This is a genomic window from Nostoc sp. (assembly GCF_036917095.1).
Lineage (GTDB): Bacteria > Cyanobacteriota > Cyanobacteriia > Cyanobacteriales > Nostocaceae > Nostoc.
The window spans coordinates 1-21,646 of the sequence record NZ_JBALFH010000054.1 but is presented as its reverse complement, the minus strand read 5'-3'; the positions used below and the strand labels follow the sequence as shown (position 1 = coordinate 21,646).

19 protein-coding genes are annotated in these 21,646 nt (G+C 39.3%); 13 read left to right on the top strand and 6 right to left on the bottom strand.

Annotation, left to right across the window (positions count from 1 at the left end):
• Positions 1–345: 345 nt before the first annotated feature.
• The 3 genes from V7L01_RS31695 to V7L01_RS31685 form a co-directional block, all read right to left on the bottom strand.
• The gene (locus tag V7L01_RS31695) at positions 346–1,857 is read right to left on the bottom strand and encodes a hypothetical protein (protein ID WP_335042040.1); all 1,512 of its coding nucleotides are present in this window, start codon (positions 1,855–1,857) and stop codon (positions 346–348) included.
• 220 nt (positions 1,858–2,077) lie between these two features.
• Complete coding sequence (locus V7L01_RS31690) at positions 2,078–3,553, bottom strand: pentapeptide repeat-containing protein (RefSeq protein WP_335042037.1); 1,476 nt, start codon at positions 3,551–3,553, stop codon at positions 2,078–2,080.
• Between the two features lie 234 nt (positions 3,554–3,787).
• On the bottom strand, positions 3,788–4,531 hold the full coding sequence (locus tag V7L01_RS31685) for a pentapeptide repeat-containing protein (protein WP_335042035.1): 744 nt from the start codon (positions 4,529–4,531) through the stop codon (positions 3,788–3,790).
• Between the two features lie 311 nt (positions 4,532–4,842).
• Between V7L01_RS31685 and V7L01_RS31680 the strand changes: the two genes are divergently transcribed.
• Entirely contained in the window at positions 4,843–6,063 is a 1,221-nt protein-coding gene (locus tag V7L01_RS31680; RefSeq protein WP_335042033.1) for an FAD-dependent oxidoreductase, read from the top strand.
• A gap of 193 nt (positions 6,064–6,256) precedes the next feature.
• On the opposite strand, the gene V7L01_RS31675 is transcribed toward V7L01_RS31680, so the two are convergent.
• Complete coding sequence (locus V7L01_RS31675; RefSeq protein WP_335042030.1) at positions 6,257–8,077, bottom strand: tetratricopeptide repeat protein; 1,821 nt, start codon at positions 8,075–8,077, stop codon at positions 6,257–6,259.
• 142 nt (positions 8,078–8,219) lie between these two features.
• Positions 8,220–8,348 carry a hypothetical protein gene (locus tag V7L01_RS31670; protein WP_335042028.1) on the bottom strand — a complete coding sequence of 43 codons (129 nt, stop codon included), beginning with the start codon at positions 8,346–8,348 and terminating at the stop codon, positions 8,220–8,222.
• 597 nt (positions 8,349–8,945) lie between these two features.
• Between V7L01_RS31670 and V7L01_RS31665 the strand changes: the two genes are divergently transcribed.
• The 3 genes from V7L01_RS31665 to V7L01_RS31655 all read left to right on the top strand — a co-directional run bounded on the left by V7L01_RS31665 (position 8,946) and on the right by V7L01_RS31655 (position 12,888).
• A complete protein-coding gene (locus tag V7L01_RS31665; protein ID WP_335042026.1) occupies positions 8,946–9,938 on the top strand; it encodes an RNA ligase (ATP) in 993 nt (330 codons plus the stop codon).
• Positions 9,939–10,246: 308 nt separating this feature from the next.
• Positions 10,247–11,941, top strand: a complete 1,695-nt coding sequence (locus V7L01_RS31660) for a tetratricopeptide repeat protein (protein WP_335042024.1) — start codon at positions 10,247–10,249, stop codon at positions 11,939–11,941.
• 29 nt (positions 11,942–11,970) lie between these two features.
• On the top strand, positions 11,971–12,888 hold the full coding sequence (locus tag V7L01_RS31655; RefSeq protein ID WP_335042022.1) for a hypothetical protein: 918 nt from the start codon (positions 11,971–11,973) through the stop codon (positions 12,886–12,888).
• A 123-nt stretch (positions 12,889–13,011) separates the two neighbouring features.
• Here the strand turns inward: V7L01_RS31655 and V7L01_RS31650 are convergent, their stop codons facing one another.
• Positions 13,012–13,197 carry a hypothetical protein gene (locus V7L01_RS31650; RefSeq protein ID WP_335042271.1) on the bottom strand — a complete coding sequence of 62 codons (186 nt, stop codon included), beginning with the start codon at positions 13,195–13,197 and terminating at the stop codon, positions 13,012–13,014.
• On the opposite strand from V7L01_RS31650, the gene V7L01_RS31645 reads away from it, so the two are divergent.
• The 9 genes from V7L01_RS31645 to V7L01_RS31605 all read left to right on the top strand — a co-directional run.
• Positions 13,124–13,321: a SemiSWEET transporter gene (locus V7L01_RS31645; protein ID WP_335042256.1), complete on the top strand. Its 198-nt coding sequence runs from the start codon at positions 13,124–13,126 to the stop codon at positions 13,319–13,321. The two genes, V7L01_RS31650 and V7L01_RS31645, sit on opposite strands and share 74 nt — an antisense overlap.
• 274 nt (positions 13,322–13,595) lie before the next feature.
• Positions 13,596–15,242 carry a B12-binding domain-containing radical SAM protein gene (locus V7L01_RS31640; protein ID WP_335042020.1) on the top strand — a complete coding sequence of 549 codons (1,647 nt, stop codon included), beginning with the start codon at positions 13,596–13,598 and terminating at the stop codon, positions 15,240–15,242.
• Between the two features lie 11 nt (positions 15,243–15,253).
• Entirely contained in the window at positions 15,254–15,442 is a 189-nt protein-coding gene (locus V7L01_RS31635; RefSeq protein ID WP_012411100.1) for a CPXCG motif-containing cysteine-rich protein, read from the top strand.
• A 19-nt stretch (positions 15,443–15,461) separates the two neighbouring features.
• Positions 15,462–15,905: an SRPBCC family protein gene (locus V7L01_RS31630; protein WP_335042018.1), complete on the top strand. Its 444-nt coding sequence runs from the start codon at positions 15,462–15,464 to the stop codon at positions 15,903–15,905.
• Between the two features lie 634 nt (positions 15,906–16,539).
• Entirely contained in the window at positions 16,540–17,301 is a 762-nt protein-coding gene (gene crtW, locus V7L01_RS31625) for a beta-carotene ketolase CrtW (protein ID WP_335042015.1), read from the top strand.
• A 113-nt stretch (positions 17,302–17,414) separates the two neighbouring features.
• On the top strand, positions 17,415–18,395 hold the full coding sequence (gene cofG / locus V7L01_RS31620) for a 7,8-didemethyl-8-hydroxy-5-deazariboflavin synthase subunit CofG (protein ID WP_335042013.1): 981 nt from the start codon (positions 17,415–17,417) through the stop codon (positions 18,393–18,395).
• Between the two features lie 106 nt (positions 18,396–18,501).
• Positions 18,502–18,825 (top strand): hypothetical protein, encoded by a 324-nt coding sequence (locus V7L01_RS31615; RefSeq protein ID WP_335042011.1) that lies wholly within the window; start codon positions 18,502–18,504, stop codon positions 18,823–18,825.
• A complete protein-coding gene (locus tag V7L01_RS31610; protein WP_335042009.1) occupies positions 18,818–20,146 on the top strand; it encodes an ATP-binding protein in 1,329 nt (442 codons plus the stop codon). The genes V7L01_RS31615 and V7L01_RS31610 overlap by 8 nt, the downstream gene beginning before the upstream one ends.
• Positions 20,143–21,646, top strand: a 1,504-nt coding sequence (locus V7L01_RS31605; RefSeq protein ID WP_335042007.1) for a tetratricopeptide repeat protein, incomplete at its 3' end; no start/stop codon positions are given. The genes V7L01_RS31610 and V7L01_RS31605, both read left to right, overlap by 4 nt.

Sequence of the window (21,646 nt, the reverse complement as noted above, 5' to 3'; positions counted from 1 at the left end):
CATAGAATCGCTAGGATAAGACACGTGTCCTATGGTTTCTCTCCTACTTAGGGAATATTTTCTCTGTTTTCGTCTCTAACTGAACCCTATTGTTTCAAAGGCTCAAGTTTCAGTATCAAAGGGTAACTTAAGCTTTCCAATGTTCGGGTAGTTGAAGATTTTCCGGTAGGATGGTTGTGCGATCGCCTTTTGCCGATTCAATCTGGTGTTGTTCTAGATTTTTGGCTATGTACATCATACTCCCCTCCTCGCTTGCGGGGAGGGGGTTGGGGGTGGGGTTCTTGTACCTCACTTAACTGATAACCGCTATAATAGCAATCCTAGAAGATTAATTTTACTTACTTCTCATTTGATGATATACCAAATTCCGTTACTATTTTGACGTAACATCCGGTATCTTTGGTCAATAAATTCCAGCATTTTTGGAAAGTTTTTTTTGATTGTATGCTCCTGAATATAATCAATAAAGATATAAGGAGGCTTAGACAAATCTAACTGTTCTATAAGTTTTGGCCATTGCTCAGGCAGAAAATAATCAAGTGCCCAACCACGTAGTGATGTTGCTTGAGTACGACCAGAAAAGTAGTAAATAGATGCATCGCCAGCTACATAAATATTACCAGGAAGACTTTCTGGTTGAGAGATAAAGTCAGCCTCTGAACGAAGTAATGGATATTTCGCTCTAAAGGAAGTTTGATATTTAAATCGTGTATCTTCAGCTAAAGCAAAGTTATTCCGAGCTAAAATAACGCTCTTTCTTGTAAGAGTGTATGATAAAGGTAAAAATAATAAAAACAGAAGCGCAATTGTAATAATTGGGGAACGCAATTCTTTTAAAGGCTGCCATAATATATCTAATCCTTTAGTTGCTAAAATCCCTAAAGGTACAAAAAATAGTAAATAATGGTACTCCCAGAATGCCCCACTTTGTAAAAGAATAACACCAAAATCAAAAGCACACCAAACAACAAGTAGCAAAGTCAATATATTCTTAGACTTACCCAATGAAAAATTGACTGCAACAATAGCCAATAAAATTAAAGGGTAAAAAGCACCTAAAAACCATCGTATTCCCGAAATAAAACTAGTTCGATCGAATGCAAAATTAGCAACAATGCGAGGTGGATATAAAATAAATGTTTCATACAAAATTCCAAGACTATGAAACCAAGCAAAGTAGGCAACAACAACTAAAAGTGGAAATAGAACACCTATAAAAATTGGTAGACTAATTTCTATAAATTCTTTAAAAGCATTCTGTCGCTTTATGAATACAGAATATATCAATATAGTTAGCCAAAAAGAAAGCAATATAAATAGAAGAATTAATTTAAAGATGAGGACAATTCCGCCAAAAAAGCCTGAAAATAAAAGTAAGTAAAATCTTTGGTTACCTTCATATTTTAAAGATTGATAAGTCAGCCAAAGACAAAGAAATATAGGAAAACCAACCAATGCTTCCACTTGAGTAAGGTGCCAAGCACCTGAAACAATATAGTAAACACCAACGGTTAATAAAGGTACTAGACTTGCAATAATTTGATGCTGAAAATAGCTTTTTAGAGTCAGCAGCAATATTATAGAAAAAACCACCATGTAAATAAGTTCAAAGACATGGATGCCAATCTCATTAAAACCAAACAAACTTCCCGCCAAAAAATAAAAGCAGAAAATCCCCGGTTGCTTCACATCCCAAAAATCACGATAGAGTACCTTTCCTTGTTGCATTTCCAAAGCACCTAGCCTAAAAAATGCTTGATCTCCATCAAATGGAAAAGGTAAATGTACAAGACCAATTATGACAATAACAATCAAAACCAGAATGTCAATTCTATTTAATTTAGAAATGCTAATCATGTGATTTTAATTTAAATTTAATAGATTGAGGGAAGGATTTCCCGATTTAAGGAAAGCGTTCGCCGCAAAGCAAGAAAAATAGAGAATTTATGAATGAATTAAAACTATTATAATAAGCATATTTTTAGTTACATAAAGCTTACGTAAATTCTTGGATAAACTATAAAATTTTATGAAAATGGTAGAATGCGCCGAAATAACTAATTGATGCTAAAGTAACTTAACCAGACTGCCGCCAATGTGTGGGCGCTTCGATATAATCAGGTAGGCGAGTGGTGCGATCGCCAAGTGCCTTTCTAATCTGCTGTAACTCTAAGTTTTTAGCTCCTGTCAAAATTGTCCCTTCCAATTTGACATCACTGAGGTTAGCTTCTGAGAAGTTAGCTCCCATCAGGTTTGCCTGAGTCAGGTTAGCTTGATAAAAGGTTGCCCTATACAGGTTTGCGCCAATGAGGTTTGCTTGGTGCAGGTCAGCTTCGGTTAAGCTGGCTTCTGAGAGATTGGCAAAATAAACTTCTGTTTGGTGGAGTTTGGCTGCATTCAAGTTAGCCTTTGAAAGGTTGGCCCCATTTAAGTTAGCCCCTGAGAGGTTAGCACCAATCAAACCCGTCATATGCAGATTGGCTTTGCCCAGTTTTGCTCCTTGCAAGTTAGCTAAAAACAGCTTTGCCCCAGAGAGGTTGGCGAGTTTCAAGGTCGCTTGCTGCAAGTTAGCTTTATAGAGGTTTGCTCCTTGCAGATTGGCTACACGCAGACTTGCTCCAGAGAGGTTAGCCGAACGCATGTTTGCCCCACAAAGATTAGCGCGGTTGAGATTAGCCCAACACAGGTTAGCTCCACATAGGCTGGCTTTTAGTAATTTTGTTTCATAAAGAATAGACTTAACGAGTTTAGCGCCGTTGAGGTCAGCCTCACTCAAGTCCGCTCCACGCAAGTCAGCCCCACTCAAGTCAGCCCCACGTAGGTCTGCTTGTTGCAGGTTAGCTTTGAGTAGGTCTGCCCCTCTGATGTCGGTATTACGTAAATCAAGTTTCTGCTCTTTTGGGTCTTCGAGTAAATTACGCCTTCCGATAACAGTTAGTGCTGCTTGAATATCGGTGCGGATTTTTGGCAATTCCTCATGGAGGCTTTGCTCCAACTGCTGTGTCGGACGCGGCCCACCTCTACGCCGACTTGAGTAAACTGCTGGTGAATATTCAGCCTTTTGTTGCTCTGCTTTTACCTGCTGGATAGGTGCATTCTCTCGCACAAAGGCAGTGAGAATTTCCATAATTGTCCAGTGTTCTGTGGAAAAATCCTGAGCAACTCTTTCTAATGCATAAATTGCACCTGTCCGAGTTTCAACCTTGTCATGACCAAGCTGGGAAATTGCCCCCATAAAGCGCTCTGCAATCAATCTGTCTTGATTGAGTTTTGCATTTTGAATGCCAATTTCGAGGTTTTTCTCAGCTGCGATCGCATTTTTCTGCATCGCTTGGGCACGCTTTGCTGCATAATAAGTATTAAACATTGCTGCCGATGCTAGAAAAACTATTGCAGTTGTTGTTAATGCTTGGTTTCTATACTGGATTTTTTCCTGAATTGACAATTCTTTAATACTAGACAATACGAAAAAAATTACAGTCAATGAGAAGCCAAATATAACTGTTATAGCTATCAACCAATTCAACAAAACGTCTGTCTTTTTAGAAGACATGGTAAAGATTTTCCTTACAACCTAGAATTATTACTTAGATGTTGGGGAAAAATAGTATAGCATTTAGCAGAAAATTATAATAGGTGTCAAAACACTCATTGAACTAGGGAATGATATCGAATATACTTGTACATTACGACAGAAATAAACCAGCCATTCCAAATTAATGAAACGCTTGCGGTACAATAATTACGAATTACGCAAGCGTTTCATTGAGCGTGATTATAAATTATTTTACTTAGAGAATTTGGTTTCTCTGAGGTTTGCCCCATCGAGTATGGCATCATTGAGAATTGCTCCATGCAACCCAGCTAGATATAAACTTGCACAATGCAGGTTAGCTCCACAAAGGTTCGCTCCTTCTAGATTGGCTGCACTGAGGATTGTCCCTTCTAGGTTGGCTAGATATAAGTTAGCTCCTTCTAGGTTAGCTGCACTGAGAATTGCTCCAGCAAGATTAGCTTCTCTGAGATTAGCGCCAGCAAGATTAGCTTGATAGAGATTTGTCTGTTCTAGGTTCGCCTTGTTTAGGTTTGCCCCCCTCATATCCGTGTGGCTTAAATCAAGTTGCTCATTTTCTGGGTCTTTGTTTACATCTCTTCTAGCAATAACGGTAAGGGCTGCTTGAATATCTGCACGAGCTTTTGCTGATGGGTTGCTCGTTATTTCCTCTTGGGGTATGTAAAGAGCATTTTCTCGGACAAAATTAGTCAGCATTTGCATGATTATCCAATGGTACTGTGGATGATTTTGGGCAATTTGCTCTAAATCATTAATTACAGCTAGATTGGATTCTATAGTCTTATTCCCCAGTTGTTCAATTGCTATTCTTAAACGTTCTTTTGGCGACCGATACTGAGTTTGGTTAACTTTTTCCTGAAAAGCGTGTATCCCCAGACATATTTTTGATAACTGACTGTTATTTGTCGGTAAAATATTTTTCATCGCATGAAAAGCATCAATAATGACTGTCAACATATCCAAGTAATCACAAGAATTTTTAATAATTTAGTCGCGTATGCTATTGTTTCATGCATAGTCAATATTTGAATATGCTAATGTAACCAATAAAATCGAGAATATAACTGTTAAGTAAGTAGACCTTAACATATATGCTGCCTGTCATCCTCAATCATGAGTTGTATTCACCATCAATTAACCTCTGAGAAGGATGATTTAAATTGATGCCTAATCAGTGATAGAGCAGTCATAAATTATTTATGAAAAACCATTAATGATAAAGCAATACAGTTGAGTTAACTCAAATAGAATTGTTATTAAGTACTTCAATGCAGCAAAACTTACAGCCCATAGTTAAAGACCTAGTGCTGATAGGTGGCGGTCACAGTCATGCGATTGTCCTGAGAATGTTTGGAATAAAGCCCTTACCCGGAATCCGTTTGACGTTGATTACCGCAACCCAAAAGACAGCCTACTCTGGAATGTTACCAGGACACATTGCCGGATTTTACAGCCATGATGAATGTCATATTGACTTGCGACCTTTAGCAAACTTTGCTCAAGCACAGTTGTATATTGACAAAGTAGTTGCCCTAGACCTGAAAAATAACAAAGTTCTTTGTGCTAACGGACTTGTAGTAGATTTTGATGTGCTGTCTATTGATATTGGCAGCACTCCGGCCACAGTGTCTGTATCAGGTGCAGCAGAATATGCGATCGCAGCTAAACCAGTATCGCAGCTATTGGAACATTGGGATGAACTAATTGAAGCTGTAGATAAAAATCCTCAAGAACCAATTAGCATTGCGATCGTAGGTGGTGGTGCTGGCGGTGTAGAATTGGCGTTGGCGATGCAATCTCATTTACATCGGATTTTACGTCAAACTCAACAACCAATTCAAAATCTGGAAATTCATTTATTCCAGCGCGGACAAGAACTGATGCCCAATTACCATCAATTAGTGCGGCATCAAATTCAGCAATTTATCACCGAGCAAGGTATTGAGCTACATCTTGGAGAAAGTGTGTGTAAAATTGCACCCATAACACATAGGGAAACTAAAGAAATATTTGAAATTAAATGCGAATCTGGTTTGACAGTAGAGTGTAATAAAATTTTCTGGGTAACACAAGCATCAGCGCCTGAGTGGTTAAAAATAGCTGGACTCGGAACTGATGAGCAAGGCTTTATTTTGGTGGAGGACACGTTGCAATCTCAAACGCACCCGCAGATATTTGCTGCTGGTGACATTGCCACAATGGTAAATTATCCCCGTCCAAAAGCTGGGGTGTTTGCTGTTAGGCAAGGTAAACCTTTATTTGAGAATTTGCAGCGAATTTTATTAGGCAAGCCGCTCAAACCTTATAAACCACAGAAACAATATTTGAGTTTAATTGGTACAGGAGACGGACGAGCAATGTCTGCGACGGGCTACGCCTACGCAATCAGAGGCGCTATTATTTTACCACCCCACAAACTCTTATGGCATTACAAAGATTGGATTGACCGCCGCTTCATGGAACGCTTTCACTTTGAAAAAAACGAGTGATATTATGTCCGCTTGAACCTAATTACAGCTATTTTCAGATAAATAGACCACGCAGTAGGGGCGCAAGGCCTTGCGCCCCTACGACAGGTGTGGTTCAAATACATAAAAACTGCTGTAAACCCGGAGAACCCCACCCCGCCAAAGCTGTGCTTTGTCTTTGCGCTCTTCGGGAGGGGTTGGGGGTGGGGTTCTTTTATTGAAGCTGTTCAATTAGCTCCATAATTTGTTGATAATACTGGATATTTCCTTCTTGATAATACAAGTCTGCGGATTTTTGGAAATCGGCAATTGCTCCTTGAGAATCTCCCAGATTTTGGTAGACATCTGCGCGGAGGATGTAAGCTGAAGCCCAATTAGGCTGACGCTGTAAGGCTTGGTTTAAGTCTGCAAGCGCTCCTTGTAAGTCTTTTAATAAAGAACGACTACGACCCCGATTGTACCAGTCTTCAGCAAAGCTGGGGTCGATGGCGATCGCTCGACTGTAATCTTCTATTGCCCCTTGATAATCTTCTAGGGCATAGCGAGCATTAGCGCGATCGCTGTAAAATGCAGCAGATTGGGGATTTATTTGCAACGCTTGGGTGTAATCTGCGATCGCACTTTCATATTCTTCTAAAGCATAGCGGGTAGAACCTCGGTTGTAATATGCTTCAATTAAATTGGGATTAATTTGTAATGCTCGATCGTAATCTGCTATCGCTCCCTTTTCATCTCCCAAAAGACGACGAGCATTTCCCCGATTACAGTACGCTTGAGAAAAATCAGGAACAAGCTCTATTGCTTGAGTGTTATCATCAATTGCTCCCTGTAAATCTTGCAGGGCTTCACGGGCAATACCCCGACCATAATAAGCTGCGGCTAAGTTATCATTAATCTCTAATGCCCGATCGTAATCTTTAATTGCTCCTTTATTATCTCCTAAAGAACGACGAGCCGCGGCGCGATCGCAATATCCTTCAGCTAAATTAGGATTGAGTTGTAATAGGCGATTGCTATCTTCAATTGCACCTTGATAATCTCCTAATCGGCGACGAGCATTGGCCCGAAAACCGTATACTAAAGCTAAAGTCGGATTTTCTTGTAAAGCTCGATCGTAATCTGCGATCGCACCCTCATAATCTTCAAGAGTACTACGGACAAGACCCCGTTCAGAATATGCTTGCACATCATCAGGATTGAACTTTAATGCTTGGTTAAAATCCTCAATTGCTCGATGATATTCTTTGAGATGAGCAAGAACCAAACCCCGATTGTAGTATGCTCCGGCAAAGCTGGGGTTAATTTTTAGTGCGCGGTTGTAATCTGCGATCGCACTTTGATAATCTGCTAAAGAGTAGTGGGCATTACCTCGATTATGATAAGCCTCCGCCAAGTTAGGATCTAATTGTAATGCCTGGTTATGGTCGGCGATCGCTTCGTGATAATTGCCTAAAATATGATGAATATTACCCCGATTGCTGTAAGCTGCGGCAAAATTGGGATGCCACTGTAAAGCTTGCTGAAAATCAGCGATTGCTCCTTGACGATCGCCCCTCTCAAAACAAGCTACACCCCGATTATGATAAGCATTGGCAATATCAATATTGATATTATCAGCTAACTGGGTACTAGTTTCTATTGTTTGGATATAATCAGCGATCGCTTTGTCGTATTTTTCTAAGGCAAAGTAAGCATTACCCCGGCTGTGGTAAGATTGGGCGAGATTTGGATCGATTTGTAATGCTTGGTTCTGATCGGCGATTGCTCCTTCATAATCAGCTAAAAAGTAACGTGCATTGCCTCGGTGACAGTAGGCTGTGGCAAAATTAGGATTGATTTCTATGGCGCGATTAAAATCTGCGATCGCACTGCGATAATCTTTGAGTTGAACGCTTAGAATAATTCCTCGATTATGGTAAGCTTCGGCATAGTTAGGATTGAGCTTGATTGCTTGAGTGTAAGCTGCGATCGCTCCTTGATAATCCCCTTGCAAATTGTAGCTTAATCCTTGGTTTAAAAAGTCTTCTGCATTCATATAATTTTTTTGGATTTCGACATTCCCTAGCTTTAAGGCAACGGGATTCTTGTTTAATGCTTTTATTTTATCCGTGACGTAAATTGAAGCATTTGAATAATTCCAATTGTTCAACCGAATTACTCATCTACACGGGAGAAGGTTAAAATCGGGCACTACCATCCACTTCTATGACGCTACCAGTAAAGTAATCACATTCAATAATAAAAAGCATCGCCTGCCATATTTCGTAAGGTTCAGCTATGCGAGCGATAGGTATTTTGGCAGTCATCTCCACCAAGGCAGAGATACCCAACTAAGGATTGGGATACTCGTCAATCCAGGTGCTATGCAGGCTATCCTAAATCCGAAAGATGCCGATTCTAAAGCCCATCTACGTGTTTGGCTGTGATTTGAGGCACTGTTGCAAACATTATTCTCAACTTGACATTTTTGTATTACGTTTGTAATATAAAAGTATTGAACTAAATAATCGAGCTTCCCAATCAGTTTACGTGCTGCATCGCTCATAAGCAAATACAAGCTATAAATTTTAGAAAAAAAGCTAAAAATACCAACATTAAAAGGTTTTTAAAATACTTAAAAAATAGTTTTATATTATAGCCATAAATTATATTTTGGGAAATTGAATTGCCTGATTATAAGCTGATTTAAAATCATTTTAATTTAGTTAATATTGCTAAAGTAAGTTAGCGATTACTTAGGCGATCGCCTATATCTATTTAACAAAAAATTCCCGCATCAGTATAAAAAATATATATTTTTAAAGGTTTTAGCCTTAAATTTACCCCAACAACAGATGTACGCCCATACTACGTACTAAATTTCGAGTTTTTCTAAAATGTATTCTTTTCAAAAGAGGTGAGCTATGAGTATTTTTAAAGTTGAAGTTGTCAAAATCAGCAGTATTAATCCTCATCCCAATGCTGATAGACTAGATATTGCCTCTATTGAAGGTATGGGGTATCAAGTAATTATAGTCAAAGGGAAGTTTTGCTTAGGAGATTTAGCTTTTTACTTTCCTATTGATAGTGTTATTCCAGAAAAGTTTTTGGATGAGTTTGGTATTCGTAACTACTACTCGAAAAAACTGTATGCTATTAAACTTCGCGGAATTTTTTCTGAGGGTTTGCTTATCCCAGTTGGTAATAACTTTACAGGAAATGTCGGAGACGACTACACGGAGTATTTTGGTGTAACAAAGTACGAATATCCAATTCCGCGAGGGATGAGCGGGGAAGCAGAAAATGTTATTGGACATTACAAATTCCCCAGCCCAGAAAACTTGAAACGTTACAAAAACATACTAATTGAAGGCGAAGAAGTTGTTGTAACAGAGAAGTTGCACGGAACTAACTTCACTATCTTAGTTGATGCTGATGGCACAACTAAAATTGGTAGCCATAATTACTTCTGGAAAAATAACGAAGTAAACAAAACTTTAGTTTATATTCGTGCTTACAACGAAAACGAAGCTTTCCAGAAACTTCCGCCAGGAACTCAGATTTTTGGGGAAATTTACGGCGTACAAGATATCAAATATGGCTTGAATAATGGCAAGATTGGAATTGCTATATTTGCTGTGCGTCGCGGCAGTTATTTTCTCAATTACAGTGATTTTGTAGCTTTTTGCGAGGAATTTGCTTTGCCGAGAGTACCTGTGCTTTATATTGGTGCTTACAGTTGGGAAGCGGTGTCTCAGTTCAATAATGCCAATAGTGTACTCAGTCCCGACTGCATTATGGAAGGCGTTGTCGTGCAACCAGTCATTGAAAAAACGCATCCAGAAGTAGGTAGAGTAGTCTTAAAGTTGATTAGCGATCGCTATCTGCTTCGTAAGGATGGAAGTGAACTCCATTAAGTTCGACTCCAGTTTTGGTGGCGACGCCTTAACTGACTACAGAAAATATTTATGTTTCGTGGGTGGGTGTCTTACTCGCCCTTTTTTACTAGTATTGCTATAGTAGCGGATAACACATGTAACTAAGTGCGATCGCATCTACTATCAACATGGATAAAGAGTCTCAAAATCGCTTAAAACACTTTGCTGCTTTAAAGTCCAAATACCAAGCAACTAATTATCCCGATTCATCACCCTCTAGTCTTCTTTATCTCATCCTGCGAAAAGTTGACTTAGGAATTCAACTAACTACACTAGAAATTGAATGGTTGAGAGAGCATGAGCTTGAATTTATATGTCAAGAACAGCAAGATAAATTAAAGGACTTTGTAAATTTAGGGGTTGAATTCTCAAAATTAAAGTCTAAGTACAAAGCTACAAAGCATGGTATTTCCTGGCAATCTAGTCATCTGTATTTTATACTTTGGAAAATTGATTCAGGGAATTTACTTACTGATTCAGAAGTTAAATGGCTGAGAGAAAATGATTTATTTGAAGCGAAGAAGATTGCTCAAGAGATAAACCGATTTACTCAACTCAAATCTAAGTACAAAGCTACTCAATATCAAGACTCATATCCTGATAGTTTCCTCCATCAAATACTAAAAAAGTTAGAGGTTACAGAACGTTTAAGTGATTCTGAATATAATTGGCTGCTCAATAACCAACTCTTGGAAACAGCAGAAATTTTTCAACAACAAGAGTCAAAAAAAGAAACTCACTTTGCTCAATTACGAGATAAATACCAAGCTAATAAACACCTCGATTTATCATTGTCGAGTCCACTATATCCAATACTGCAAAACATTGACGCAAAAAATAATTTGAGTGGGTCAGAAATTAACTGGCTAGAACAGCAAGGATTTAGCGAAACAATTGCCATTGCTCAAGATTTAGAACAAACACGAGAATTTACTGCCTTGAGAGCTAAGTATAAGGTCACTCATTATGATGATTTATCGCCTAAGAGTCACCTGTATAAAGTTCTCAAAAAACTTGATTTATCACATCACTTAGGTGAACAGGATATTAACTTCTTGAGAAAGCGTAAGCTGACTAAGACAATAGAAATTTATCACGATAAATACGCTAGTAATCTCAAGTTAAATATAGAATCAGGAAAAGCTCTAAATGAATTAGAAATTGAGTGGCTGAAAAATAATGGACGAGAAGATATAATTATTCTCGCACAACAAAAGCACTTTGCAGCTTTGAAATCAAAATATGATGTTTTAGCTTATCAAGATAAATCACACACTAATCTTTTATACACAATTTTGCAAAAACTTGAATTAAAAGAGCGACTTGAACCAACAGAGTTTGCTTGGCTGCAAGAGACTAAAATTAAAGTGCCTCAACCAACATATAATTATTATAGCTGGCAAAAAGAGCCTAAGTATCAAGAGAAGAATTTAGTCTCTGGTAAAATTTGGATTTCTTACCACACAATTGAAGCAAATTTCTATGAGCAGGAGTTTCAGCGCACTGACAACAAATGGAACTTAGCAAATGCTAGTAGCCATTGGCGTAAAGCAGATGAACCAGAACAGGCATTGCAACTGACAAATAATTTAGAATTCGACAAAATCAAAGAAAATAAACTTAAGTCAGCTTTGCTAACTAGCAGAGGTGGAGCCTTTCGAGATATTGAAAAACTAGATAAAGCCGAAAATTGCGCTCGTCAAGCTATTGAGTATCAACCAAAAAGCCATCACCCTTACACCTTGATGGGAGCTATTTGTTTTGAACGGCATCAATATTCAGATGGTGAGCATTGGTTTGAAGAAGCAATCAAACGTGGTGCTAATCCTAGAGATATGGATTCTGAAATCAAGCGAGTAGTGAAAAATGCTAAGGATGAAAACAAGCGTCGAGAAGTAATAGAGTACTTGCTGAAAAAAGATTCACAACGCTACTCTTGGGCTAAGTCGTATCTCAAAAAATCGTCAGACAATAGTAAATAAACTGGTTTGCATCACCAAACTATCAACACATGACCAGATTTATTCACGACCAATTTGCCAAAGACTATCTCGAACAATTACTCACTCCTTACGGCGAAGTCCAAGCACCTAGACGAGTCGCAGGAGAAGTTAGACAAATTGACGTTTATTTCATCCCCAAACCACAACCAAGTAACATACCAGAAACACTCGGATTATTAGGTCAGCTTGTCACTATCCCTTCTCTACTTGAACCATTTCGTAACGCAGCATCAGCTACAGAAATTTGCGATTGCCTCTTAAAATTATTAGAGGTACGTGGCGATTTACAACGACAGGCAAATCGAAATAAAACACGCATTCTAGAATCTGATTTACCAAAATTATGGATTCTTACCCCCACAGCATCAGCGCAACTCTTATCAGGATTTGGTGCTAATCCAAAAGTTGACTACCTTCCTGGAATCTACTTCATGGCAGAATATTTACGTACCGCGATAGTAGCAATTCATCAGTTGCCATCTATTTCAGAAACCTTATGGCTGAGAATCATCGGTAGAGGCAACGTTCAAAAGCAAGCAATTGACGAACTAGAAGCACTTACTCCTGATAATCCTTTCCGAAAAGCAGCGTTAGAATTGCTGTACAACTTGCAACAAAACTTACAAGTCACTCAAAATCAAGACGAGGAAGATAGGGAATTACTTATGCGATTAGCACCACTTTACCAACAAGACCGAGAACAGGCGATACAAGAAGGTGAACAACGGGGACTCGAAACAGGACTCCAAACAGGAATTCAGCAGGGAGAACGCTTGGTGGTGGAAAACTTGCTCAAAGTTCGCTTTGCTGAAATAGATAATGAGCTTCAAGGAATTATTGAACCTTTATTGACGTTACCACCAGAAGAGTTTACGCCTTTACTGTTGCAGTTATCCCGTGAAGAATTAATTGACAGGTTTTCCTAGTGTCAATCACATATTCTTTACTGATTAGGTAAAAGAGTTAAACTCTTTTACCTTTTTATTTTTTCCACTTTCTACCTTACGTTACAATGTAAAATCGAAGACATTAAAACAGTATTATAAAAATCAATTTATAAGTTTTTTAACCAATGGAAACTTTATTTTATAGGTTTGCATCGCAATGGATTTTCTGACAATTTTAGGATTAGCGGCTGCCACAATAACCACAATCTCTTTTTTGCCACAGATGTTTAAAACCTGGCAAACCAAATCAGCAAAAGATGTTTCTTTGCTGACGTTGATTACATTCATAATTGGTGTTTTTTTGTGGTTAATATACGGAATTTATCTACAAGCCTTGCCAATTATTCTTGCTAATAGCGTGACATTGTTTTTTAACTTGATAATTCTATGGCTTAAAATTAAATATAGATAAAGAAACGCTGGCGACTATATATCGCGGCTAGACAAACTCTCGTCAGCCCTACGCGGACTAAAATGAAACACCTAACCCCCTTCCCGACGCGGGAAGGGGGAAAATTCAAAGTCTCTCTCCTAAGAAAAGAGAGATTTAGAGAGAGGTTTTTCAGATACCGTGAAAACCCACGTTCGCGTACCGTCTCGGAGAAAAGAGAAGGAAAAGTGGTTTTTGCCTGTGTAGGCGCGAATTCGATGAGACTGTATTATTCAAACACTCCTAAGAAACACCTGTGACATCATCTGTATTTACCTCTGAACGCCTCCTTTTCACCCCTGCTAACCCAGACACCGACGCTATCCCCATCATTTTTGCCTTTCCCAATGAGTACAGCGTAGGTATCACTAGCCTCGGCTATCAGGTAGTTTGGGCAACTTTGGCTATGCGTGATGATGTGCAGGTGAGTCGCCTGTTTACAGATACTTACGAACAACTCCCCAGAACGCCGGAAATAGTCGGATTTTCGATTTCCTGGGAACTGGATTATGTGAATATTTTAAATCTGCTGGAATCTTTAGAAATTCCCATTCTGGCAACTTCTCGTGATGATTCTCATCCGATAATTTTTGGTGGTGGCCCTGTTCTCACAGCTAATCCCGAACCTTTTGCAGCTTTTTTTGATGTAATTTTACTGGGAGATGGCGAAAACCTCCTGGGAAATTTCATTGAGGCGTACAAAGAAGTGAGAAATGCTTCTAGACAAACTCAACTAAAAAGACTTGCACAAATCCCAGGAATTTATGTACCCAGTTTGTATGAAGTCGAATATCACAATATAGATGGTGCAGTAAAGTCAATTAAACCAATTTCTCCCGAAATTCCCGCAGTGGTGCAAAAGCAGACTTATCGCGGAAATACGCTATCTGCATCGACTGTAGTCACCGAAAAAGCCGCCTGGGAAAATATTTACATGGTGGAAGTGGTGAGAAGTTGTCCAGAAATGTGCCGCTTTTGTTTGGCGAGTTATCTCACACTGCCTTTTAGAACAGCCAGTCTTGAAAGTTCATTAATTCCAGCGATCGCAAAAGGTTTAGAAGTCACAAATCGGCTAGGATTATTAGGGGCTTCTGTAACTCAGCATCCAGAATTTGAGACTTTGCTAGATTATATTAGTCAACCAAAGTACGATGATGTTCGTCTCAGTATTGCTTCAGTGCGAACCAATACCGTAACTGTGCAGCTAGCAGAAACTTTGACGAAACGAGACACGCGATCGCTTACCATTGCAGTAGAGAGTGGTTCCGAGAAAATCCGGCAAATCATCAACAAAAAGCTGCATAACGACGAAATTATCCAAGCGGCGATAAATGCCAAAGCTGGCGGATTAAAAAGCTTGAAACTCTACGGAATGGCAGGAATTCCTGGTGAAGAAACAGAGGATTTAGAGCAAACCGTGGCAATGATGCGTAATATCAAAAAAGCTGCGCCGGGATTGCGGTTAACATACGGATGTAGCACCTTTGTACCCAAAGCACACACACCATTTCAATGGTTTGGGGTAAATCGTCAAGCCGAAAAGCGGTTGCAGTTTTTGCAAAAACAGCTAAAACCACAGGGAATAGAATTTCGCCCAGAAAGCTATAATTGGTCGATTATACAGGCTTTGTTGTCGAGAGGCGATCGCAGAGTGTCCCAACTCCTGCAACTTACTCGTGACTTTGGCGATTCCTTGGGTAGCTACAAACGTGCTTTCAAACAACTCAAAGGACAAATCCCTGATTTAGATTTCTACGTCCACGCCGAATGGTCAACAGAACAAGTATTACCTTGGAGCCACTTGCAAGGGCCTCTGCCACAGTCTACACTACTAAAACATTTGGCTGATGCAAAGAGTTATATCAACCCATCTCCAAAGGAATTACAGCCATTGAATTCATAGCTGAGAACTTGATGCAAAACACAGCTGAGTATTACTGCGCCTATTGCGGCGAACCGAACTTAACTTTTATTGATTTGAGTGCCGGAGGACAGCAATCTTATGTTGAAGATTGTCAAGTTTGCTGTAACCCAAATATTTTGTATGTGCGGGTTGATGAAGATACCCTAGATATCGAGATTGATACCGAATCCGAAAGTTGAATTTTAGGTTTTTCTTTCCATGCTGCACTTTAAACATTCTTCAGTAATTAATGCCTCACCAGAAGTAGTTTGGAAATTTCACGAAAGGGCAGATATTTTGCAACTGCTGAATCCACCTTGGCAACCAGTCCAAGTGGTTCGTCGTGAAGGCGGATTGAACGTGGGCGCTATCACAGAATTTCGCCTATTTCTCGGCCCGTTACCCTTAACTTGGTTAGCGCGTCATACTGAATGTGAAAAATATCGCCTGTTTACTGACGAACAAATATCTGGCCCCTTTGAATCGTGGGTACATCGACATGAATTTGAACCGGAAAATGGCAAAACCAGATTAACTGACGCTATTTCCTTCTCTATGCCTGGTGGAGGAGGTGTTGAATTTGTCAGTGGTTGGCTAGTACAAGCGCAATTAGAAGCGATGTTTCGCTACCGCCACTATGTGACTAAACGAGAATGCGAGTAATTATGAGCATTCTATTGTAGTAAGTGGCTCCAGATTTTGAGCTTACTAGGAGCCATACTTATTATTTTATCTTTGTTAGTTTGGATAATAAAAATCAGTAAATTTTCTAATTTACATTAGATTTTTTTGACATTATAAATACTATTTGCTAACTTTGAAGTGTTTCCTGAAAAGCTTGGAAATCTTATCGTTACAGTTGAGGTTTAATCCTCAGTCTGAACTTTGGAGCGATCGCTTTCTAGCCTACATTAGTTTGGGATCTCAACGGCTACAGCGTCATGCACGAATTACTCCACTTCATTCCCTACTCTTGCCGCTAATTGTGTTACCGACTTTTCCCCAGACTTCGGCTGTTTATAAAGCCCCATATTAAAAACACTAGTTGCTATAATTACCAAACCTACCAGTACTATGACTTATATAATTTAACCGCGATACCAAAAACAGTTGTTGGTATCGCGGTTGTATGTGTAATAATAGTTAAAGTATCTTAATATTTCTAAATATCTTAAAGTGTTGGCACTATCTAAGGCAAAACACTGACTACTAATAGAGTTTTCTGGCTGGTGGTTAGTGCTTTTTATGGTGACTATATTTTAGGAATTTTCACCTAAATACTAGGCGGAGTAAAAGCGTGATTCAATTAGAACAACCACCCAGTCATCGGACAAAACTGACTCCAGCAGTAAAAAGTAAATCTCAGTTTAAAGGACTTTTCGTTGCTATTGTTATTGTGAGTGCATGGGTCATTAGCTTGAGTTTATTACTTCCCCTTGACATATCGAAGTTAAAACTTTGGATGCTATTACCTAGCATAGCTTGGCAAACATTTTTATATACAGGATTATTTATTACATCTCATGATGCTATGCATGGGGTAGTGTTTCCTCAGAACAGCAAAATTAATCATCTTATTGGGACATTAACTTTATCTTTTTATGGACTTTTACCATATAAAAAATTATTGAAAAAGCATTGGTTACACCACCACAATCCAGCAACTCAAATAGATCCAGATTTTCATAATGGTAACTACAAAAACTTCTTTGCTTGGTATTTACATTTTATGAAAGGTTACTGGAGTTGGGGACAAATAATTGCTCTAAGCATTATTTATAACTTTGCAAAATATATACTTCATATACCAAGTGACAATCTAAATTATTTTTGGGTACTTCCTTCACTTTTAAGTTCATTCCAATTATTTTATTTTGGTACTTTTCTTCCACATAGTGAACCAATCACAGGGTATATTCAGCCTCATTGTGCCCAAACTATTAGCCGTCCAATTTGGTGGTCATTTATTACGTGCTATCATTTCGGCTACCACGAAGAACACCACGAGTATCCTCATATTCCTTGGTGGCAGTTACCAGAAATTTACAAAGCAAAATAGTTCTGGTTTTTCTAATAAATAAGTGGGCGTGAATAATTAAAGGTTTGTAGTCAGTGTCTCCAGCCTTTAAAATAAGTCTGGGGCTGCTTACTAAGAGCAAATTTATTCTGCTTATGCCAATAAATAATTCTCGTCTTGTCACTTATAGCCCTGCTTATACAATCGTTCCCACTTACGAGTGCTTTAATCGGTGTAGTTACTGCAACTTTCGCAGCGAACCGGGTAAAAGTCCCTGGATGAGTCTTTCAGATGCAGACAGTATTTTAAAACCACTTCAAAACGAAAAAGTCTGTGAAATTCTCATACTTAGCGGTGAAGTGCATCCACATTCGCCAAAGCGTCAGGCATGGTTTGAGCGGATTTATGATTTGTGTGAATTAGCTCTTTTAATGGGGTTTTTACCACACACGAATGCGGGGCCACTGAGTTTTGAAGAAATGCAAAAGCTCAAGCGTGTGAATGTTTCGATGGGGCTGATGTTGGAACAATTAACGCCAACATTGTTAAATAGTGTACATCGGCACGCACCGAGTAAATTACCAGAAGTTCGTTTACAGCAATTGCAATGGGCGGGAGAGTTGCAGATTCCCTTTACAACTGGGTTACTGTTGGGAATCGGGGAAACAGTTGATGATTGCTGGGAAACACTAACAGCTATATCTCAACTGCATCAACGTTATCACCACATTCAAGAAGTTATCTTGCAACCTCATAGTCCAGGATATCAGCAAACCTTTGATGCACCACCTTTTGACCCTCATCAGTTACCAGAAGTAATTGCTAAAGCACGTCAGATTTTACCGCCAGATATTACTATTCAAATTCCGCCGAATTTAGTTAAAGATGACCGATGGTTACTCGCTTGTATCGAAGCTGGTGCGCGAGATTTGGGTGGAATAGGGCCAAAAGATGAGGTGAATCCCGATTATCCTCATGTTCAGGAACAGGCATTAAGAGAAATTTTACAGCCTGCGGGGTGGGAATTGGTAGCCCGTTTGCCAGTTTATCCGCAATTTGATAGTTGGTTGTCGGGAGAATTACAAACAGCGGTAAAGCGCTGGCGCAAGATTCTAAACCCAGTTTCTCTTTTGTAAGAATAGGTAAGTAAAGATTTTCTCATCTCGTAGTAGTTTTATTGCTGACGAGTATTTGAGGTGCGTTCATCCACCTCTGAACTCCGTTAATGAGTGTTTGAACTGGATGAATCCACCTTTTATCTCCGTTAACGAGTATTTGAACTGGATGAATCCACCTTTTATCTCCGTTAACGAGTGTTTGAACTGGATGAATCCACCTTTTATCTCCGTTAACGAGTGTTTGAACTGGATGAATCCACCTTTTATCTCCGTTAACGAGTATTTGAACTGGATTAATCCACCTCTGAACTCCGTTAACGAGTGTTTGAACTGGATGAATCCGCCTTTTATCTCCGTTAATGAGTATTTGAACTGGATTCATCTACCTCAATTCTGTATGATCTCAATTATTATGAGCATCATTGCTATATTTTTTACCTATGGTTAATAGTACTGACTTACTTGCAAACCTCTACAACGCCTTTAACCCCTTTGAACCCTTACCCGCAGGCGATCCAAAATATGTAGATTGTCAGGATGTGCGGGGAGATGCTGATATTTTGCAAGAGTTGGGAAATCGGATGCAATTGGCAAATACAAATACTTGCCAATTGTACTCTGGTCATCGGGGTGCGGGGAAGTCTACAGAATTACTCAGGTTAAAGAAGTATTTAGAAAATCGGAAATTTTATGTTGTCTATTTTGCGGCTGATGAAGAGGATATCGATTCTGAAGATGCCCAATATACAGATATTCTCCTCGCCTGTACCCGCCGTTTGCTCAAAGATTTAAAAGGAATTGCTAGTCCTCGCCCGATACTCGACTGGTTGAAAGATCGTTGGGTAGATTTAAAAGATTTGGCGCTGACTCCTATAGAGTTTGAGAAGATGGCTGTAGAAGTGCAGCTTGCTCAATTCGCCAAGTTGACCGCAAATTTAAGAGCTGTTCCTGAATTACGCCAGAAGATTCGCCAAAAAATTGATCCTCACACCGTCACTTTAATTCAGGTGTTAAATGAGTTTCTGGTGGATGCAAAACAGCACTTACCTAATGGCTACAATAAACTGGCGGTAATTGTCGATAATTTAGACCGGATGGTGTTAGTTAAAGATGGCGACGGACGCACAAACTATGAGGAAGTCTTTTTAGACCGTAGCGAACAACTCCAAGCTTTAGATTGTCATTTGATTTACACTGTTCCCATTTCAATGGTCTATTCTAGCAGGGCAACAGACCTCAGAGATATCTACGGCGACCCCCAAATTTTGCCGATGATTATGGTAAACACTCTCAAGGGAGAAGTTTACCAGCTAGGACTCAATAAAGTTAAAGAAGTAATTAAGAAGCGAGTCCGGCAAATTGCACCAGAACTATCACTAGAAACAGAAATTTTCGACAGTCCCGAAACCTTAGACAGACTTTGTTTAATGAGTGGAGGTCATGTGAGGAATTTGCTATTGTTAACTCAAGATGCCATTGGACGCACTGAAGAGTTACCTGTTTCAGAAAAGGCGGTGCGGCGAGCAATTACTCAAGCCAGAGATACTTATCGCCGCGCTGTGGAAAATCATCAATGGTGTCTGTTAGCGGAAGTGTCTTGTTCTAAGCGCATTATTAATGATGACTTGTATCGGAGTTTGATGTATAATCGTTGTCTTTTGGAATACCGCTATTTGGATGATGATGGAGAGATGCAGCGTTGGTATGATATTCATCCACTGATTCAAGGAATTCCAGAATTTAAAGAAGCCGTAGCAAAACTTTCATGAACCCAAATTTAAGCGATTGGGATGATGATTTACCCCCAGAACCAGAAGAAGCTTATCAAGATTTGCTTCGCGCACTGAAGCGAAAATCAGGATTTGGTTTGTTTTTTGTCCAGTGTACACCTGGGGAAGCAGACAAGTTTATTGTCAAACTTCCCCAGGAGATTCCCCAGAAGAAGATTGCAGTTTTGCGCTTTGTTGAGGCGATTGATAATTTATATCAGCCAGTAGCAGAGTTTATTAAAGACAAGCAAATTGATATTTTATTGATTAAAGGTCTGGAATATTCTTTATATAAGTATGAAAAAAGAAGTTTTGGGGAAATTACCGAAGGGCAATTTAGCAATTTAACCAGTGTTCCCCATATTTTAAATCACTTAAATCAACAGCGAGAACGCTTTAGAGATGATTTTCCTATTAGCTTTGTTTTTCTTTTGCGTTCATTTTCGATAAACTATTTTATTCATCGCGCCCCAGATTTTTTTGATTGGCGTTCTGGGGTGTTTGAATTACCCACAACGCCAGAAGTAGTAGAAGAATCAAATCGCTTGTTGTTGGAAGGAGACTATGAGGAATATTTAAAACTTAGCGCCGAACAAAAAATTGAGAAAGTTATAGAAATTCAAGAGTTGCTGACTGAAAAATATCAGCCAGATAATCAGAAGCCACCTTTACTATTTGAACTGGGAAATTTATTATTTACTGCTAATGAATACGAACCAGCGATCGCATCCTACGACCAAGCACTGAAATTTAAACCAGATTTACACGAAGCTTGGAACAATCGGGGTGTTGCGCTAAAAGATTTAGGACGCAATGAAGAAGCGATCGCATCCTACGACCAAGCACTGAAATTTAAACCAGATAAAGACAACGCTTGGAACAATCGGGGTATTGCACTAAAAGATTTAGGACGCAATGAAGAAGCGATCGCATCCTACGACCAAGCACTGAAATTTAAACCAGATTTACACGAAGCTTGGAACAATCGGGGCATTGCGCTAGGCAAATTAGGACGCAATGAAGAAGCGATCGCATCCTACGACCAAGCACTGAAATTTAAACCAGATTACCACGAAGCTTGGTACAGTCGGGGTATTGCGCTATTTAATTTAGGACGCAATGAAGAAGCGATCGCATCCTACGACCAAGCACTGAAATTTAAACCAGATTTACACGAAGCTTGGTACAATCGGGGCATTGCACTAAAAGATTTAGGACGCAATGAAGAAGCGATCGCATCCTACGACCAAGCACTGAAATTTAAACCAGATAAAGACAAAGCTTGGTACAATCGGGGTATTACGCTAGATGATTTAGGACGCAATGAAGAAGCGATCGCATCCTACGACCAAGCACTGAAATTTAAACCAGATTACCACGAAGCTTGGTACAATCGGGGCATTGTGCTAGATGATTTAGGACGCAATGAAGAAGCGATCGCATCCTACGACCAAGCACTGAAATTTAAACCAGATTACCACGAAGCTTGGTACAATCGGG

What these genes read in the sequence shown, in the direction of transcription:
- V7L01_RS31695 (WP_335042040.1), bottom strand. Translation starts at nt 1,857, where the DNA reads ATGATTAGCATTTCTAAATTAAATAGAATTGACATTCTGGTTTTGATT.
- V7L01_RS31690 (WP_335042037.1), bottom strand. Translation starts at nt 3,553, where the DNA reads ATGTCTTCTAAAAAGACAGACGTTTTGTTGAATTGGTTGATAGCTATA.
- V7L01_RS31685 (WP_335042035.1), bottom strand. Translation starts at nt 4,531, where the DNA reads ATGTTGACAGTCATTATTGATGCTTTTCATGCGATGAAAAATATTTTA.
- V7L01_RS31680 (WP_335042033.1), top strand. Translation starts at nt 4,843, where the DNA reads ATGCAGCAAAACTTACAGCCCATAGTTAAAGACCTAGTGCTGATAGGT.
- V7L01_RS31675 (WP_335042030.1), bottom strand. Translation starts at nt 8,077, where the DNA reads ATGAATGCAGAAGACTTTTTAAACCAAGGATTAAGCTACAATTTGCAA.
- V7L01_RS31670 (WP_335042028.1), bottom strand. Translation starts at nt 8,348, where the DNA reads ATGACTGCCAAAATACCTATCGCTCGCATAGCTGAACCTTACGAAATA.
- V7L01_RS31665 (WP_335042026.1), top strand. Translation starts at nt 8,946, where the DNA reads ATGAGTATTTTTAAAGTTGAAGTTGTCAAAATCAGCAGTATTAATCCT.
- V7L01_RS31655 (WP_335042022.1), top strand. Translation starts at nt 11,971, where the DNA reads ATGACCAGATTTATTCACGACCAATTTGCCAAAGACTATCTCGAACAA.
- V7L01_RS31650 (WP_335042271.1), bottom strand. Translation starts at nt 13,197, where the DNA reads ATGAATGTAATCAACGTCAGCAAAGAAACATCTTTTGCTGATTTGGTT.
- V7L01_RS31635 (WP_012411100.1), top strand. Translation starts at nt 15,254, where the DNA reads ATGCAAAACACAGCTGAGTATTACTGCGCCTATTGCGGCGAACCGAAC.
- V7L01_RS31630 (WP_335042018.1), top strand. Translation starts at nt 15,462, where the DNA reads ATGCTGCACTTTAAACATTCTTCAGTAATTAATGCCTCACCAGAAGTA.
- cofG (WP_335042013.1), top strand. Translation starts at nt 17,415, where the DNA reads ATGCCAATAAATAATTCTCGTCTTGTCACTTATAGCCCTGCTTATACA.
- V7L01_RS31615 (WP_335042011.1), top strand. Translation starts at nt 18,502, where the DNA reads ATGAATCCACCTTTTATCTCCGTTAACGAGTATTTGAACTGGATGAAT.
- V7L01_RS31610 (WP_335042009.1), top strand. Translation starts at nt 18,818, where the DNA reads ATGGTTAATAGTACTGACTTACTTGCAAACCTCTACAACGCCTTTAAC.